Below are 15862 nucleotides of genomic sequence, written 5' to 3' on the forward strand. Positions count from 1 at the left end.
CCTGACTGTTATTATTGGGCAATCTGATCGCGGATCAGTTGTAAAATCTTTTTTTCCAGCCGTGATACCTGCACCTGAGAAATACCAAGCCGACTTGCAACCTCTGATTGCGTCTGATCCCGGTAATAGCGCAGGTACACAATCAACCGCTCCCGCTCAGATAGTCCGCCAATGGCCTCATTGAGTGCCAGCTTGTCAAACCATCTTTCCTGGGATTCGTCAGCAATCTGATCCATAAGTGTAATCGGATCACCGTCATTTTCGAACACCGTTTCGTGAATTGAAGTAGGCGGCTTATTGGCCTCCTGCGCAAAAACAACGTCCTCTGGCGTCACTCCCAGCTCATCAGCAACTTCCTTGACTGTAGGCAGGCGGTTGAGCCGTTTGGATAGCTCGTCCTTCATTTTGCGGACCTTATTGGCCGTTTCCTTCAAGGAACGGCTAACCTTGAGTGTACCGTCATCACGCAAGAACCGTTGAATCTCACCGATAATCATCGGTACTGCATATGTTGAAAATTTGACTTCGTAGCTGAGATCGAATTTATCCACCGATTTTAACAAGCCAATGCAACCAATTTGAAAAAGATCGTCAGGTTCATACCCCCGGTTCATAAAGCGCTGCACGACAGACCAGACGAGCCGGATATTACTATTGACCAGTGTCTCACGAGCCTCATTATCACCGGATTGACTCAATGCAATAAGCCGCTTGACTTCCGCATCCTCTAAATAGCTGTGCGAAGTTTTTTTTCCTCCTGCTTCCATAGGATCAACTCCTAATTATATAAAGCTTTCTTGGATTCAATCCTTTTCTTCATCCGGACCGACGTGCCTCCGCCCGGCTCACTGACTGCTTCAAACTCATCCATGAAATTTTCCATAATTGTAAAGCCCATGCCGGAGCGTTCCAATTCAGGTTTGGACGTATATAAAGGCTGCTTGGCGAGTTCTAGATCCTCAATTCCTCGGCCTGCGTCCTCAACAACCAACGTGATCACGTCCGCTTCAATCCCGACTCTAATCGTTACGACACCTGACGGGTCGCTGTCATAGCCGTGAATGATACTGTTTGTCACCGCTTCAGACACCACGGTTTTCAAATCACTTAGCTCATCCATTGTGGGATCAAGCCTGGAAATAAAGGCCGCGACAGCCACACGAGCAAATGCTTCATTCTCGGATTTTGCAGCAAACTGCAAGCTCATGAAATTGTTACCCGTGCCTTCTCTCATGACACTACCTCCAGTTCCGTGAGCGCATTTCCCTCGTTGTCATAAATGGGCATGATTTTGAACAGCCCTGACATATCCAGCAGTCGGTGTACTGGCGGATTGACATCACAGACTGCCATTTTTCCGCCCTTTTGCTTGATCAGTTTGTACCGTCCCAAGATAACGCCAAGGCCGGAGCTATCCATAAACTGAAGATTCTTCAGGCTGAGCACAATATGCTCGCATTGCCGGCGCTGAATCGCCTCATCCATTTGCATACGGACCATGTCCGACGTATGGTGATCAAGCTCACCAGACAGCCTTACAATCAGTACCCCCCGGTGATGCTCCATTTCAATTTGCAGGTTCATGCTTGCTCACTCTCCTCCCGGTCTTGGACAAGGATTTCTACGTAGCCGCAGACGATTCCTGCCCTCCGACAAAACTAGAAGAAAACCCCGTAAAATCTACAAAGAAAATAGGTTCGACATGGTACGTTTAAACAATTTCCACCATCCGGCCTTCTCGATAGCCACAGGCGAAGTGATATTAAACTCCTTAAGCCGTTGTCCATCCTGATAGACGACCAGCTTACCAACTGGATCACCAGCCCGGACAGGAGCTTTGAGGCTTGGGGCCAGTTGCAATTCATGACGCAACGTTTGTTTGTTGCCACCTTTTTTCACCAGCACACTGTAAGAACGATCAGCCTGAATTTTCAGCTCTGGCAACACGCCTTTTTCAACTTTTACGCTGCCCAGCAATTCACCCGGCTTGTATATGGATTTCATTGTATATTGAGAAAATGCATAGTCGAACATGGAAGACACTTCATTGTTGCGTATCTTCGTATTTGGCTCCCCGAGCACGACAGCCACGACACGCAAGCCATCACGCTTCGCGGTAGCGGAAAGACAGAACTTTGCTTCTGCCGTATAGCCTGTTTTCAGCCCGTCTGCTCCAGTATAGAAACGGACAAGTTTATTCGTATTCACCAGCCAAAAGGGCTTGACTGAGGACTTACGCAAATAGTCCTGATAGGCTCCCGTATATTTCGTAATTTGCGGGTATTTCAACAACTCCCGACTCATAACCGCAATATCATGCGCAGAAGAATAGTGATTCTCTACGGGTAAACCGTTGCAATTGGCAAAATGCGTATCCTTGAGCCCGAGTTGCTGCACCTTGGCGTTCATCATCTCAACAAATGCCTGCTCAGACCCTGCAAGTTTCTCAGCCATCGCCACAGAGGCGTCGTTGCCTGAAGCCATCGCAATTCCCTTCAGCATCTCATCGACCGTCATTTCTTCTCCCGGCTCCAAGAAAATTTGCGAGCCCCCCATTGAAGATGCATATTCGCTGGCACGAACTTTATCGGTCAGCTTAAGCTTGCCATCCTGAATGGCCTCCATTGTTAGCAACATCGTCATAATCTTGGTGATGCTCGCTGGAGGAAGCTTTTCACGACTGTTTTTTTCATAGATGACTGTGCCCGTATCTGCATCCATCAGGATCGCCGAGAGAGCCTGGGGAGCTAGCTCAGCCGCTGATCCCTCTTTGGTTTTGCTATCAGGTATGCTTTCTTCGGCCCAACCGCCGACAGGGACGGCAGTCAAGGCTACCAGGCAAGCCAGGATGAACGCCACCACTTTTTTCTTCACAATCGGTTCCCTCCTCAACATATTGGCGTAAACCACCGGAGCCTATTTACTTACTCCTCCGGCCTATTCGCTGTGCTGCTAACCATTGTCGTCAGAATGAAAGAAAAATATTCCATATGACTAAAAACATCAAATAGCACCAAGCTGAGTCAGCATGGTGCGCATTTTCCAATATCTAAAATGACAGAACATCTATCGTCTGTGAAATAATTGTTTAAATTCGGCTTACGGTGAGATATGTGATACCTCCACCTGGTAGAATATCCATTGCATTTTGACTGAACACCCGTATATCAATAAAAGAATTCGCTTCCAGTCTAAGTTCCATTGCTCCACTCAATGCACTATAGTTCAGTCCGCCAATTATCCTGTCATCGAGATAAGCATAGGCGGAACTCCCGGCAAGCTGCTCATCATTCAAGTGAAGTGCTAACCGTGTACGGTTTCCATCAACTTGGGGATCGGTCGAAATGTAGACTTGTATTCTGTATTTCCCAGCTCGCTTGGCTCGCCATCGACTATTCACCGCATCGAATTCGATCAGCTCATCCTGGTTGATTTGATTGAACTTCACCTTCTGCCAACTACCTGCCGGAAGATTTTGTCTCGCTCCCAGGTAGGCTTTAACAAAGGTTTCGTCCAAATGCTCAATTCCGTTGTTCGAGTATTTCTCGACCAGCAGCAAAGCCTGCCCTGTCCCATTATTCTCGTCATAACGATTATTGTTATAGTTAAAATCCAAATGTGAGCGAAGTGTCACCTGCTGTGTGGAAGAACTACCAGAGAAAGAAATAAGCTTTTTTAGATTACGGGGATACCCTCCCACCTCGTCCACCAAAACTTTTTTGCCAATGACCACATCTACAAAATAGTTACATACGGATTGGGTATCATTGAATTTATCCGCTATCGCTAAAATGGAGTCACGCAATGCCACATTTTTGGTTTCTTTAGTAGCACCAATTTGAATAAAAGAAGGTACTGTCATCTTATGCTCTCTGCTTAGTCCCTCAAACCAGCAGCCTATAAATTCAGCGTTCATAAAATCATTAATGAGAATGGGAATATCATTGGAACTTCCATCCTTAATGTGCTGGCTAGCCAAAAATCTAGCCCCGTTGGAGCTATTCAGATCCAATGCCGTATCGTTCCCCAATGTAAAAAGCGCTATGCTAGTAAACTGTGAACTTCTGTTCTGCAAGTGAATCCCTGTTTTATTGTAATTAATCTCTGTGCATTTAAATAAATTGACATCACTTTCGTAGCCCCAAAAAGCCGTTTCGAAATGCTCAATTAGGACATTATCCAGGGCAACTCCGCCGCCCTTCCAATCCTGAATACCCAAAGTACCTTTACCATAATATCCACGCTTCACCGACTGCGAAAACGGATTATTTAATGTGGCTCTGTCAGCCCCCTCGTACCGGATCGATAAGTCATGAAACTGCACATTTTGAAATCCGCTAAACGTTGGTAGACTTTCATCTCCAATTTGAAAACAAGGGCCCGTACCATAATATTCAATCGACGTAACCCCTTTGCCTTGTCGGTATCTGCCCTTATGAATGCCAAAAATGCGTACACCCTGCTTGCGAATCTGTAGGGTAGAGGTTATTTTGTATCGTCCACTGGGAATGTGAAGAATAGAATAATCGGGGGTCTTATTAATCAATTCCTGCAAAGCTGCCGTATCATCCTGAATACCATCACCAGCAGTTCCAAACCAGCTTACGTTTACACTGCGTTCAATGAATTCTTTTTCAATGGTTTTAAAATTTTCATTTAATTGCTGCGGCGTTAACTCTTTGCCCGTACCACTCAAATTCAACTTCAAACGGTCTGTAAAAAAATGATCCGCCACCCGAACACCCCCATGTTTAAAAACGTAAAAAGTTCCTCTTTGACCAGCCGAAGAATCCTTCATTTTCTTAGCATGGACTGAGTATATGCACAAGAGGGCTTGCTCTAGGCGTGGGAAAAATGAAAATAAATATTTTATTATTATTGTACAAGAAGATACGTTTTGTATATTATAGATACATAACGTATCTAGGCGGTGGAACCGTGAAACATATACTTACAGTAGCTGGTTTACTGGCTTTTTCGATTCCCTATGCTTGTCAGGGTTTGTCTCCCAGAGTTATCACGATTTCCCTGCTCATCTTGTTGTTCAGCTATATCATGCTACTACCTTCACTCAGATCATTGATCGCAACCTTAGCCGACAATCCGTTGCTGACTTTACTCATGCTGTACATCGCTGCCTCCTGTTTGTGGGCTGAACAAGAGCAGACCTCTTCCTTGCTGATGGTTCTCAAATTTCTTGCCTTCTCTACCTTTGGGCTCTATTTGGCCACCCATTATACAATACAGGGCTGCATTCGTCTCTTAGTCGTTACGTTAAGTATTTTGAGCATACTCAATTTACTCGCCGTTTTGCTCGTTCCCTCCTTTGCTATTCATGGTGGCGTGGAACATACTGGGCTATGGAAGGGCATCTCTGGTCATAAAAATACACTCGGAACTCTCTCTCTGTTAGGTTTTGTTTCACATGTCATTTACTTTTTCAGGGGTAAACATAAAGTTTTGCATATTGGCTTCATCTTACTCAATGCCTTATTGCTCATCAAGTGCCAATCTACCACCTCTTTGATGCTGACATCTTCGTTCTTCGTATTTATATTGTTTATATTGCTATTCAAGAGAATCCGAAGCATTGCGTTGCGTGGTTTCTTCATTAGCTGTTCCTGCTTGCTCGTTCTTTTGGGTTTGGTGTTCACTTTTACTTATGGAGATGCGATTGCGTCGGAATTCGGAAAGACAACGACCTTAACTGGAAGAACGGAAATCTGGCAGGGGATTGCTGGTGCGATTCAGAGCCATTACTGGTTCGGACATGGTTATGGCTCCTACTGGGCAGCCCGGCCCAGTATCTATGCGAATGGAATTCGTTTTGATCTGACAAGCAGCCATAGCGGTTTCCGAGATCTGTGGATCGATGTGGGCCTTACAGGACTACTGGCAACCATTACACTCGCCATAACCACTTTATTTAAATTTAGAATTGGCAAAGCAGATATGTATACATGGCTGACGGCAGCTGTTTTTTTCCTGTTTATCATATTGAACAATATAACGGACAGCCGTTTCCTGAACTCGCTATCCATTTACTGGATTATTTTTATGGTTATTGTGATCAAGGTGCAAGAACGACATAAACTGGCTGTAGCAGAAAAAGCGAATTCAACTGCATTGAGCACACAGCCTCTCCATTAGGAGATGTTACTCAAATCAACCGCTGTATGTAAAAAAGAACCCCATACCCACGCCATCAAAAGGCGTTTGGATATGGGGCTCTTGGGATATATGTCCACCACTTCGGTTGAACATGATCCCCAATCTACATTTGTGGAATAATCGCTAGCACAAGTTTTAAAAATTGCTCACGTACCTTCTCTGCCGTCTCCATCACTTCACCATGGGACAAAGGCTGATCCAGAATGCCTGCGGCCATATTTGTGATACAAGAGAAGCCCAGTACCTCAATTCCTGCATGACGGGCTACAATAACCTCAGATACGGTCGACATACCCACTGCATCTGCACCCAGTGTACGCAGCATGACGATTTCAGCAGGCGTTTCATAGTTAGGTCCCAGCAATCCAGCATATACACCTTCCTGCAGGCTGAAGCCCTGTTGGTTAGCCGTTTGCTTGGCAATTTCACGCAAACGGCGGCTGTACGCCTCCGACATATCTGGAAAACGAACGCCCAGACCGGCATCGTTTGGTCCAATCAGCGGATTTTGTCCTGTCAGATTAAGATGATCCGAGATGACCATCAGATCGCCTGCTTCGTAGGAAGTATTTACACCACCTGCTGCATTCGTCACCAGCAGACTTTGAATCCCCAATTGCTTCATCACCCGAACTGGGAAAGCCGTCAGCTGCGGGCCATAGCCCTCATACATATGGAAGCGCCCTTTCATCATGACGACAGCGCGACCTTCAATCGTGCCTAACAGTAGTTCACCCTCATGACCTTCTACCGTCGATACAGGAAAATGGGGAATATCCTGATAAGGAATACTAATTCCATCCTGAATTAAATCGGCCAGAATACCGAGACCCGATCCCAGAATAAGGCCAATCTCTGGACGTATTCCGCTCTTGGCGCGGATATAATCTGCTGCTTCCTGAATTGTAGCTTGGTTGGCTGTTGACATTAATATCTCTCCTGACTTGTACAATCGTAAAGTTATAGTCATTATCACATTTTCTATGAAACCAAAGTATCGTTATGTTCGATCTTTGCTTTCATGAGAAGTGCGGTTGCCGCCGTGCGGGTGATGCTTTTCATATACTTCCTTCATATTCCGTCTGGCCGTCTGCGCATATACCTGCGTCGTTGACAGATCAGCATGACCCAGCATTTCCTGTACAGAGCGTAAGTCCGCTCCGCCCTCCAGCATATGTACCGCAAAGGAATGCCGCAGCGTGTGGGGCGTGATATCCTCGCTTATGCCTGCTTCCTGGCCGTACTTCTTAATCATTTTCCAGAAGCCCTGTCTACTGAGACGCTGTCCAGATACGTTCAGGAACATGGCATCCTGCTCTACCTGAGCTTCTTCACCCTGCCCGGATCTCAGCAATAATAGACGCTGCTCGTCCATATAGGCTTGTGCCCACTGTGATGCCTCACGGCTGATCGGTACAACACGCTCCTTGCCTGCCTCGCCGCCACAATGCACAAAGCGCAAATCGGTGCGCACGTCACGCACGTTTAAGGCAATCAGCTCTGATACGCGAATGCCCGTCGCATACAGCAACTCCAGCATCGCCTTGTCTCGCACCCCTTGCGGGGCAGTCACATCTGGCGCGGCCAGCAAACGCTCTATCTCATCCTGCGTTAGCACCGAGGGCTTCTTTTTAGTCGCTTTGGGCAGCTCCAGCAGAACAGACGGATCATGGATCGTAATTCCCTCCCGAATAAGAAAATGAAAAAAGGAGCGAATGGAGGCGACGCTACGTGATATTGTCGCCGCAGCCTTTCCCTGTTCCTTCAAATGGCCCAAATACAGTACCAGATGTGACCGTTGGACATTATCCGGCTGCTCAATACCACAGCTTTCTGCGAACTCGACAAACTGCTGTACGTCTCGTTGATACGCTTCCAAAGTGCTGCGCGACAAACCCTTTTCCTCTTCCATAAATTGAACGAAAGGTTGAATGTACATTTTCATGAGTTCCAAAAGTCTCCTTGTTCTGCATACAGCGGTTCAGTCTCAGCGCCTGCTTCTTCGTGTGCTACCTTCATCATTTCATAAGCTCATCAAGACCGATTACTTAGACTATTCACCATACCAGTAAAAGAAACGTAAACGTTCCAACACTGCTATTCGATGCTCGGACCCTTCATTTACTTTTTGTCCGCCAAATACCTTCACTGCATGTCCTTCCGGTATTCGGTAATGATCTACAGGTGTTATCCAATCTGTAAACAGCCTGAGGCTAAAAAAGAACATACATGCCAGCGCCCCGAACAAGATTACCAAACGTAGCCATTTTAGTCCGCTCCGCAACGATAGTACCATGTGGATCAGCCGCCTTTTCCCCAGAATATGGTCCTAATTAGGACTCTCTATGGAAGGGTATGACAAGCTATTCCTTTTTATACCGCTTAACCCCGAACAACAGGCTCCGAACCAAAAAAGCTCTCCCGAACGCATCTTCGTCGGTGAGAGCTTGGGTAGTCAGCTTTTAGTCCTGAGATTTGTTTTTTCTGGATTTGCCCAAAGATTTCTGAGCGGTCGTATCGTTCTTCGCCTTACAACGATAACAAATACCGTGGAAGTCCAAACGATGGTCCACTACGGTAAAGTTATATTCCCGTTCCAAGCGCTCCTCCAATGGTCCAAGCCAATCTTCCAGTATTTCATCTACACTGCCACACTGCACACATATCAAATGGTGATGGTGATGTTTGGTTGTATCGCCGCGCAAATCATAACGCGCAACGCCATCACCAAAATTAATTTTCTCCACGACATGCAGTTCACTTAGCAGTTCTAGGGTACGGTATACGGTTGCCAGACCGATTTCGGGAGCTTTCTCTTTGACGAGCATAAATACATCTTCCGCACTCAGATGATCATCTTCGTTCTCAAGTAAAACTCTGACGGTGGCTTCCCGCTGAGGCGTTAGTTTGTAGCCCTGGGATTGCAGCTGCTGCTTAATTTTTTCGATCCGTGCTTCCATGTGTCTCCCTCCCCCTGCAAAGCTACTGCCTACTGCACTTTTTTCACTCCTATTATTATAGGGGGTCTATACAAATAAAGTCAAACATTTTGAAACGGATCAAGATGACACGGAAGCTGTCAGCATAGGAGTGACCCATTGCATCATAACCGGGGTGATCCAAGTTTCAAAGGACGCGCTACCAATAAGAAGCACGATCATCACAGCAGTCAACCCTGCGTAAGACAGCAACGGACGCAGCATTCCGTCTGACGGCCGGGTAGCGAGTATTTTGGTTTTGATCATATGGATGGAAAAAGTCATCGCAGCCACGCTGCAGACGAGCAGTACCGGAATCACGAGCAGGTTATGGGGAGCAACTGAAACCAAAGAAAATAGCAGTCCTTTCCACGAATATTGCCCCACCAGATAACCTACTGAAAATCCGATTAGCACACCCTTGAGGAAATTCAATACAAGAATACCCGGTAGACCAATAACCGAAAGGCCACACACCCAAATTAGGCCGACCCATTTCAGATGTAAAGATACGCTATCCCAAAAGGTCGAAGCCGCCTGCGAATCAGCGAAGCCCTGTTCGTTTTGATTGACCGTTACAAAAAAATCCTTCAGGTAACGGGACAAATCCTGTAACTGCTCCAGCGAGAGTGCGTTTACCATAAGTGCGCCAAAGACGACTCCCACCAGAAACAGCACAGCCAAGAACACATAATATGGCGTCTGATCCTTTAACGTATGACGAAACCATTGCATCGGCGTCCTGCCCCTTTCATCTGCTTGTTTGTCCAAAAAACAACCGTAATCCGACGGCTGATGGCTAGAAATGGGGCAGCTTTCGCTGCGGATCAAACATCACGAATGATGTGCCAAGCCAGCGGCATAGATAATTTATGGTTATGAACAAGCAGACGCTGATATGCCTTTAGAGGGACAAGACTTTACTAGGACTTAGCTATTTTGCCGTATGTTCCACCACCACCGGATACAAGCGACAGTCGCCCCTCGCGTGAAAGCACAATTTGCTCTGCCAGCACTTTTCCGACGACTGCTGCTAACTCCTCCTGTGTAACCTCATGTAAAATATTCATTTCTGTTCCAAATGCAGCCAATAGCTGGTTCAGCTTGGCTTTGCCCAGACCTGGAATAAATTCCAGTGGAATCTGGTAAATGTACGGCGGACGATGGGAGGGAATCATGGGTTGCTCACGGTCGGCAATGCTCCATATTCGATCCAGCACTCCTCGCACCAGCTTGGTATGACCACAGTCAGGACAGCGTTCATCCGCCATCTGTTGCTCGTCAATAATCGTACCGCAGCTTTGACAGTAAGAGCGATGGTATTTGCCCAGTTTTGGATTTAATCCGTAGTTGGCACGCACCCGTCGTCCTTCCCGCCGCTCCAAAGCCATTCTGAATTCATCAAAACACGGCTTCGCCAGTGATAATTTATTGTATTCTCGTCCGATTTTCCCGAGTGAATGGGCATCTGAATTCGTGAGAAAGCTGAAGCGATCCAGTTCCGAAATTAAACCGGCCATAGACGAATCTGCGCTCAGTCCCAGCTCCACCCCACTAATGAGCTCCATATCCAGCAGTTCCTCCATACGGGCCGCTGAACTGCCGTATATGCCCTTATGAGGAGTAAACACGTGCGCTGGCACCATAATGCCTCCACGTCCGTAAATTTGCTGCTGCAACTCGCGTGGCGGTGCATAGATTCGTTGTGAGCTGAGATTAACATTTTTCATATGCCGGGCCAGCCATTGGGTAAAATCCTCCATCGCCGCCAGATCTGGAAAGTAGGCCAGTACGTGCGCCTCAGGGCGACCTTCAGCACGTATTTCCAGCTCCGTGCCAAGGAGAATAACCGTATCCTGGTATGCGATACCGCCGCCGCTGATTTCCTTCATTTCACCCGTATGTAAATAGGTACGAATATCCTCCTGTACATTAGGTGCATGGCAGTCAATGATACCGATCAGCCCAATTCCTTTGCGACCGGAGGCTTCCTTAGCTATGTTGGCAAAGGTCAGATCGCGACTGCCACTAATTTTGACCGGATTTCCCTTCTCTGTCCTGCCAATATGAATATGCAAGTCTGCAAAGTAGTCGTTAAGTTCTACTATATTTTCATCCATACGCTTAGAAGCTCCCTGTAAGTTGGCGGAGTTGCCATGCATAGACGGCCAGAATCGTTTTGGCATCACTAATCCGTCCTTCACGAATGAGCGTCTGTGCTTCTTCCAGCGTCACCTCAAACAGCTCCAGAAATTCATCCTCATCCGGTTCCATCTCACCTAACTCCAGCTCTTCGGCCACATACAGATGAATGATTTCATCCGCAAACCCAGGAGAGGTATAAAAGGAATGCAGCAGCTTCAACGACTTGGCAGTATAACCTGTCTCTTCTCTCAGCTCACGTCCCGCTGCTTCCATCGGGTCTTCACCCCGCTCCAGCTTACCTGCAGGAATTTCCACCTCACAGCGCCCCATCGCCTGTCTGTACTGGTCCACGACCAGCATTTTCCCTTCATGTAGAGCCAAAACAGCCACCGCACCTGGATGCTTTACGATCTCACGCTTTCCAGTGGAGCCGTCGGGAAGCTCTACCGTGTCCACCTGTAATGTAATAACCTTTCCCTCAAAGATAGGCTGTGTGGACACGGTCTTTTCGTCTAGCGCAGGATTCGAATAAGGCTTGCGAGGTGCATCGTTTGTTGAATTGTTCAATTGTCCATTCGTTTGCTCGTTCATCAGTAAGTTTCCTCCTTCATATCTATCTTTCTTTATTAATTATCACCAAAGTTAGTCTAACTTGTCCACTTTGTACATAAGCTGGTGGTAGAATAACAAACTTCCTGTCATGAGGAGATGCAGAAATGAAAAGCTACCGTACTGAAAGCACCCTCCATATCGTTGGTAAAGCTTGGCAGATTCAAGCACTCTTGCGCCAATGGCAAAAGGAACACGGACCTACAGCCACTATCGCTTCGCTAGTTGTTCCAAAAAAGGTTCAGGTCTAAAGACGAAGGAACACTGTTCCTGTCTTTAACCTGAACCTTTTTTCAATATATTGCAAGTGTATGATACAAGTTTATTTTGTGGTTTCTTGAATCAGAGCTACGACAACTTCAGCAACCTTCACCAGGTCATCGGCCTTGATCTTTTCCTCTGTTGTATGGATGTTCTGATAGCCCACAGCCAAATTCACCGTCGGAATTCCAAGCCCGTTGAACACATTTGCATCTGAGCCACCACCGGAATGAAAGGTTGGCGTTGCCAGTCCCAGTCCTTGAATTGCACGTTGTGCAACCTGTACAACTTCATCATGCTCCGTAAAGCTGAATGCCGGATAGATGACTTCACTGCGGAACTCTCCCTGTGCACCAAATTCGCGTGCGGTGGTTTCCAGCGATTCACGCATATGCTGAATTTGATGATTAACCTTTTCCTGCACAATACTACGTGCCTCTGCACGGATCAACACAAAATCGCATACCACATTCGTCGCGCCGCCGCCCTCAAAACTGCCGATGTTAGCGGTCGTTTCCTTATCAATCCGTCCTAGTTTCATTTTAGAAATTGCTTTAGAAGCGACCTGAATGGCACTAATGCCATCTTCGGGATTTACCCCCGCATGAGCGGACTTCCCAGTAATCTTCATTTCAATACGTGCCTGCGTGGGGGCAGCTATACAAATAGAGCCGACCTCACCATTCGAATCCAAAGCATATCCGAAATCAGAATCTAGCACGTCTGGCTTCATCGCACGTGCCCCCATCAAACCAGATTCCTCGCCAGCCGTAATCACGAACTGGATTTGACCATGGGGAATATTCTGTTCACGCACGACACGAATCGCCTCGAACAAAGCAGCAATTCCCGCCTTGTCGTCAGACCCCAGAATCGTTGAACCGTCACTACGAATCCAGCCATCCTCACCCAACTGCGGCTTAATGCCTTTACCCGGAGTAACGGTATCCATGTGGCAGGTAAAAAATAATTTGGGTGCTTGCTCTACACCTTCCGCTTTCCAGGTGACGATCAGATTGCCTGAACCATGTCCAGTTCTTTCACGAGAATCGTCTTCCATTACTTCCAGCCCGAGAGCATTAAACTTTTCTTTTAGGACGCGTGATATTTCCTGCTCATTTCTCGTTTCGCTATCCACCTGTACGAGTTCCATAAATTCCTGTACGATTCGGTCTTTTACTACTTTTACTGTCATTAAACTTTCCTCTCTTTCCCGATTACGCTACAATACGGATAGATGTTCTTATCTATGACTTAAACCTATCCTAAAGGAGTTACACATGTCGAACAAAAAATGGGTTCGTTTTTTCGTCTACATTATGCTCGCAGCTATGATTGGTTCTACACTGTTCATGGTAATTGAGCCGTTTATTATGCCACTATAATAACTATACCGCTCAAGGTATCCGGCTGCTCTAAGGCATTATGAAGCCTTGAGTGGACGAGCTGTTACGTAAAGCAAACAGGCGGGCTCCCGTGTAAATACACAATAGCCCGCCTTACCTTTATTGGAAAGAATGCGTTTGCCATTGCGCAGCAAATGAAAATTGCTGTTCAAAGTACGGTACAATTTCCTTCGCAATCTGCTCCACCGACGTAGGCTTCTGTATGCAGTCCTCCAATGATGTCACACCGTATTCCTGAATTCCGCACGGGACAATGCCCTCAAAGCCCTCATGCTGTATCCCTGATTTGATGTTAAAGGCAAAGCCATGGCTGGTTACGAAGCCCCGGCGGTGCTTACACTTGTTGAATTTGACACCAATGGCCGCAATTTTAAGATTCCCGATCCATACCCCCGTATATTCAGGCTTACGACTTCCCTCAACCCCATAAGATGCCAACAACCGAATGATCACTTCCTCCAGACTTCGAAGGTATCCATGCAGATTCAGCGCCTCCCGGTTGCCGAGCATAAGTAGAGGATATCCGACAAGCTGCCCCGGCCCATGATATGTAATGTCTCCCCCACGGTCAATCTGAAAGACGCTGATTCCCTGCTCCTTCAGTTGCTCTGGTGTGAGGAGCAAATGCTCAGGATGCCGCTGAGAGCCAATCGTGTAGGTCGGTGGATGCTGGAGAAGCATAAGCGTTTCTCTTGCCTCTCCCGCATCCAGCTTTCCCACAATCTCCTTCTGGACATCCCATGCATGGGCATATTCCATCCTATTCGTATAGGTTACATCAAGCGGTCGTCTGTTCACGGCCTGTCACTTCCTCTCCGTACATTTCCTCAACTGTTCGGATGATTAGTACAGCTTCGTATCCAAAGTGTAGCCTTCAAGATTTTCTTTAACCCGTTGCAAGAATCGTCCACAGATCACTCCATCCAAAATACGATGATCCAGCGACAAGCACAAATTAGCCATTGAGCGAACTGCAATCATATCATCGATAACCACGGGTCTTTTGACAATGGATTCAAAGGTAAGAATTGCAGCCTGCGGATAGTTAATCACCGGATAAGATAAAATGGAACCAAAGGAGCCTGTGTTGTTTACAGTGAACGTTCCGCCTTGCATGTCGTCCAATTTGAGCGTGCCTTCCCGGGTTTTACGTGCCAAATCGTCAATTTCACGAGCTAATCCAGCAATATTTTTCTGATCCGCTTTTTTAATAACAGGGGTAAGAACGGAGTCCTCTGTACCCACGGCTAGCGAAATATTGATGTCTCTTTTGACGATAATTTTATCCACTGCCCAGACCGAATTCATAATCGGATATTCCTTGATTGCATTCACGACTGCTTTCATGAGGAAAGCCAGATACGTAATATTAATTCCTTCTTTTTGCTTAAATTCGTTTTTAATCTTGTTGCGGAGCATCACCAGATTGGTCACATCCACCTCAATCGTCGTCCATGCATGTGGAATTTCCGAAACGCTTTGTCGCATATTGCGAGCAATTGCACTGCGAATGGGTGTAACATCAATAAAATACTCGGATCTGTTATTGTTGCCACCCTCAACTTCGATCACAGGAGCTTTTGGAGCCTCCGTCAAATGAATCCCACTGTTACGAACCGGAATAGCAGGGTCCATATTTTGAATCGGTGTACTGTACTGAGGGGCAGACTGCTGTCTTCCTGCAAAAGGAGAGCCTTGTCCTGTTGCCGTCACAGTCGGCTGTCCAGATGCTCCAGTGGCAGCGGAACTGCCCTGCTGCACATAATTCAGCACGTCTTTGCGGGTAATTCGTCCCCCCATGCCCGTGCCTGGTACTTGGCTTAAGTCCACATTATGCTCAGCAGCCAGGGTTTGCACCGCTGGGGAAAACCGTCCTCTCATGGACTGATCCGATCCAGCACTCTGCTGAGTTTGTGTTTGTACGGTGCTTTGAGATGCTGGTGCAACAGGTGTCGCCCCTGATGCCACTGCAGGTGCAGCCGACTTCGTCTGAATACGGCAAATTAACTCGCCTACCGCTACTGTCTGACCTTCCTCTGCCAACAGATCACCCATAATGCCGTCCAATGTGGATGGGATTTCTGCATTCACTTTATCTGTAATAACCTCGCAAATCGGCTCGAATTGCTCTACCGTTTCCCCAGGTTGTTTGAGCCATTTGGCAATTGTCGCCGATACGAGCGATTCTGCCAGTTGTGGCATGGTCACGTCGTTCCATTGTGTTTGGCCTGACATTTTTTCAACTCCTTAACATCATAGGAGGGCGCGTTTTACCGCTACCCCCGCTACACT

The 15862-nt window shown here is 47.0% G+C and carries 18 protein-coding genes; 3 read left to right on the forward strand and 15 right to left on the reverse strand.

The window, feature by feature from the left end:
- Positions 1–11 precede the first annotated feature (11 nt).
- The 5 genes from sigF to NSS94_RS14570 all read right to left on the reverse strand — a co-directional run bounded on the left by sigF (position 12) and on the right by NSS94_RS14570 (position 4735).
- Positions 12–767, reverse strand: coding sequence for an RNA polymerase sporulation sigma factor SigF (gene sigF, locus NSS94_RS14550; protein ID WP_023989213.1), 756 nt, complete (start codon positions 765–767; stop codon positions 12–14).
- Between the two features lie 11 nt (positions 768–778).
- Positions 779–1234, reverse strand: coding sequence for an anti-sigma F factor (gene spoIIAB / locus NSS94_RS14555; protein WP_029517294.1), 456 nt, complete (start codon positions 1232–1234; stop codon positions 779–781).
- Positions 1231–1584 (reverse strand): anti-sigma F factor antagonist, encoded by a 354-nt coding sequence (gene spoIIAA, locus NSS94_RS14560; protein ID WP_013310782.1) that lies wholly within the window; start codon positions 1582–1584, stop codon positions 1231–1233. The genes spoIIAB and spoIIAA overlap by 4 nt, the downstream gene beginning before the upstream one ends.
- A 96-nt stretch (positions 1585–1680) precedes the next feature.
- Complete coding sequence (locus tag NSS94_RS14565) at positions 1681–2874, reverse strand: D-alanyl-D-alanine carboxypeptidase family protein (protein WP_029517293.1); 1194 nt, start codon at positions 2872–2874, stop codon at positions 1681–1683.
- Positions 2875–3088: 214 nt separating this feature from the next.
- Positions 3089–4735: a glycosyl hydrolase family 28-related protein gene (locus NSS94_RS14570; RefSeq protein ID WP_029517292.1), complete on the reverse strand. Its 1647-nt coding sequence runs from the start codon at positions 4733–4735 to the stop codon at positions 3089–3091.
- A 203-nt stretch (positions 4736–4938) separates the two neighbouring features.
- On the opposite strand from NSS94_RS14570, the gene NSS94_RS14575 reads away from it, so the two are divergent.
- On the forward strand, positions 4939–6150 hold the full coding sequence (locus tag NSS94_RS14575) for an O-antigen ligase family protein (protein WP_341039546.1): 1212 nt from the start codon (positions 4939–4941) through the stop codon (positions 6148–6150).
- Positions 6151–6274: 124 nt separating this feature from the next.
- On the opposite strand, the gene NSS94_RS14580 is transcribed toward NSS94_RS14575, so the two are convergent.
- The 7 genes from NSS94_RS14580 to NSS94_RS14610 form a co-directional block, all read right to left on the reverse strand.
- Positions 6275–7099, reverse strand: a complete 825-nt coding sequence (locus tag NSS94_RS14580) for a purine-nucleoside phosphorylase (RefSeq protein ID WP_013310786.1) — start codon at positions 7097–7099, stop codon at positions 6275–6277.
- Between the two features lie 72 nt (positions 7100–7171).
- On the reverse strand, positions 7172–8116 hold the full coding sequence (gene xerD, locus NSS94_RS14585) for a site-specific tyrosine recombinase XerD (protein ID WP_029517290.1): 945 nt from the start codon (positions 8114–8116) through the stop codon (positions 7172–7174).
- Between the two features lie 108 nt (positions 8117–8224).
- The gene (locus tag NSS94_RS14590) at positions 8225–8467 is read right to left on the reverse strand and encodes a YqzK family protein (RefSeq protein ID WP_341039548.1); all 243 of its coding nucleotides are present in this window, start codon (positions 8465–8467) and stop codon (positions 8225–8227) included.
- 166 nt (positions 8468–8633) lie between these two features.
- Positions 8634–9131: a ferric iron uptake transcriptional regulator gene (gene fur / locus NSS94_RS14595; protein WP_013310789.1), complete on the reverse strand. Its 498-nt coding sequence runs from the start codon at positions 9129–9131 to the stop codon at positions 8634–8636.
- 99 nt (positions 9132–9230) lie between these two features.
- Entirely contained in the window at positions 9231–9884 is a 654-nt protein-coding gene (gene spoIIM, locus NSS94_RS14600; protein WP_029517288.1) for a stage II sporulation protein M, read from the reverse strand.
- Between the two features lie 188 nt (positions 9885–10072).
- Positions 10073–11269, reverse strand: coding sequence for an endonuclease Q family protein (locus tag NSS94_RS14605; protein WP_029517287.1), 1197 nt, complete (start codon positions 11267–11269; stop codon positions 10073–10075).
- Positions 11270–11273: 4 nt separating this feature from the next.
- Entirely contained in the window at positions 11274–11885 is a 612-nt protein-coding gene (locus NSS94_RS14610; protein ID WP_029517286.1) for an NUDIX domain-containing protein, read from the reverse strand.
- A 125-nt stretch (positions 11886–12010) separates the two neighbouring features.
- Here NSS94_RS14610 and mciZ point away from each other — a divergent pair, with 125 nt between their 5' ends.
- Positions 12011–12154, forward strand: a complete 144-nt coding sequence (gene mciZ, locus NSS94_RS14615) for a Z-ring formation inhibitor MciZ (RefSeq protein ID WP_080658620.1) — start codon at positions 12011–12013, stop codon at positions 12152–12154.
- Positions 12155–12225: 71 nt separating this feature from the next.
- On the opposite strand, the gene NSS94_RS14620 is transcribed toward mciZ, so the two are convergent.
- Positions 12226–13359, reverse strand: coding sequence for a tripeptidase T (locus NSS94_RS14620; protein ID WP_341039550.1), 1134 nt, complete (start codon positions 13357–13359; stop codon positions 12226–12228).
- Between the two features lie 85 nt (positions 13360–13444).
- On the opposite strand from NSS94_RS14620, the gene prli42 reads away from it, so the two are divergent.
- Positions 13445–13549: a stressosome-associated protein Prli42 gene (gene prli42 / locus NSS94_RS14625; protein WP_023989226.1), complete on the forward strand. Its 105-nt coding sequence runs from the start codon at positions 13445–13447 to the stop codon at positions 13547–13549.
- Between the two features lie 120 nt (positions 13550–13669).
- Here prli42 and lipB read toward each other — a convergent pair whose 3' ends face one another.
- Together lipB and NSS94_RS14635 are read right to left on the reverse strand one after the other, a co-directional pair.
- On the reverse strand, positions 13670–14368 hold the full coding sequence (lipB, locus tag NSS94_RS14630) for a lipoyl(octanoyl) transferase LipB (protein ID WP_029517284.1): 699 nt from the start codon (positions 14366–14368) through the stop codon (positions 13670–13672).
- A 45-nt stretch (positions 14369–14413) separates the two neighbouring features.
- The gene (locus NSS94_RS14635) at positions 14414–15805 is read right to left on the reverse strand and encodes a dihydrolipoamide acetyltransferase family protein (protein ID WP_341039551.1); all 1392 of its coding nucleotides are present in this window, start codon (positions 15803–15805) and stop codon (positions 14414–14416) included.
- Between the last annotated feature and the right edge of the window lie 57 nt (positions 15806–15862).

Origin of the sequence: Paenibacillus sp. FSL L8-0644, assembly GCF_038008165.1 — a bacterium.
Lineage (GTDB): Bacteria > Bacillota > Bacilli > Paenibacillales > Paenibacillaceae > Paenibacillus > Paenibacillus polymyxa_D.

What these genes read in the sequence shown, in the direction of transcription:
- NSS94_RS14620 (WP_341039550.1), bottom strand. Translation starts at nt 13,359, where the DNA reads ATGACAGTAAAAGTAGTAAAAGACCGAATCGTACAGGAATTTATGGAA.
- spoIIM (WP_029517288.1), bottom strand. Translation starts at nt 9,884, where the DNA reads ATGCAATGGTTTCGTCATACGTTAAAGGATCAGACGCCATATTATGTG.
- NSS94_RS14580 (WP_013310786.1), bottom strand. Translation starts at nt 7,099, where the DNA reads ATGTCAACAGCCAACCAAGCTACAATTCAGGAAGCAGCAGATTATATC.
- prli42 (WP_023989226.1), top strand. Translation starts at nt 13,445, where the DNA reads ATGTCGAACAAAAAATGGGTTCGTTTTTTCGTCTACATTATGCTCGCA.
- fur (WP_013310789.1), bottom strand. Translation starts at nt 9,131, where the DNA reads ATGGAAGCACGGATCGAAAAAATTAAGCAGCAGCTGCAATCCCAGGGC.
- spoIIAB (WP_029517294.1), bottom strand. Translation starts at nt 1,234, where the DNA reads ATGAGAGAAGGCACGGGTAACAATTTCATGAGCTTGCAGTTTGCTGCA.
- mciZ (WP_080658620.1), top strand. Translation starts at nt 12,011, where the DNA reads ATGAAAAGCTACCGTACTGAAAGCACCCTCCATATCGTTGGTAAAGCT.
- NSS94_RS14590 (WP_341039548.1), bottom strand. Translation starts at nt 8,467, where the DNA reads ATGGTACTATCGTTGCGGAGCGGACTAAAATGGCTACGTTTGGTAATC.
- xerD (WP_029517290.1), bottom strand. Translation starts at nt 8,116, where the DNA reads ATGAAAATGTACATTCAACCTTTCGTTCAATTTATGGAAGAGGAAAAG.
- NSS94_RS14610 (WP_029517286.1), bottom strand. Translation starts at nt 11,885, where the DNA reads ATGAACGAGCAAACGAATGGACAATTGAACAATTCAACAAACGATGCA.
- sigF (WP_023989213.1), bottom strand. Translation starts at nt 767, where the DNA reads ATGGAAGCAGGAGGAAAAAAAACTTCGCACAGCTATTTAGAGGATGCG.
- spoIIAA (WP_013310782.1), bottom strand. Translation starts at nt 1,584, where the DNA reads ATGAACCTGCAAATTGAAATGGAGCATCACCGGGGGGTACTGATTGTA.
- NSS94_RS14635 (WP_341039551.1), bottom strand. Translation starts at nt 15,805, where the DNA reads ATGTCAGGCCAAACACAATGGAACGACGTGACCATGCCACAACTGGCA.
- NSS94_RS14605 (WP_029517287.1), bottom strand. Translation starts at nt 11,269, where the DNA reads ATGGATGAAAATATAGTAGAACTTAACGACTACTTTGCAGACTTGCAT.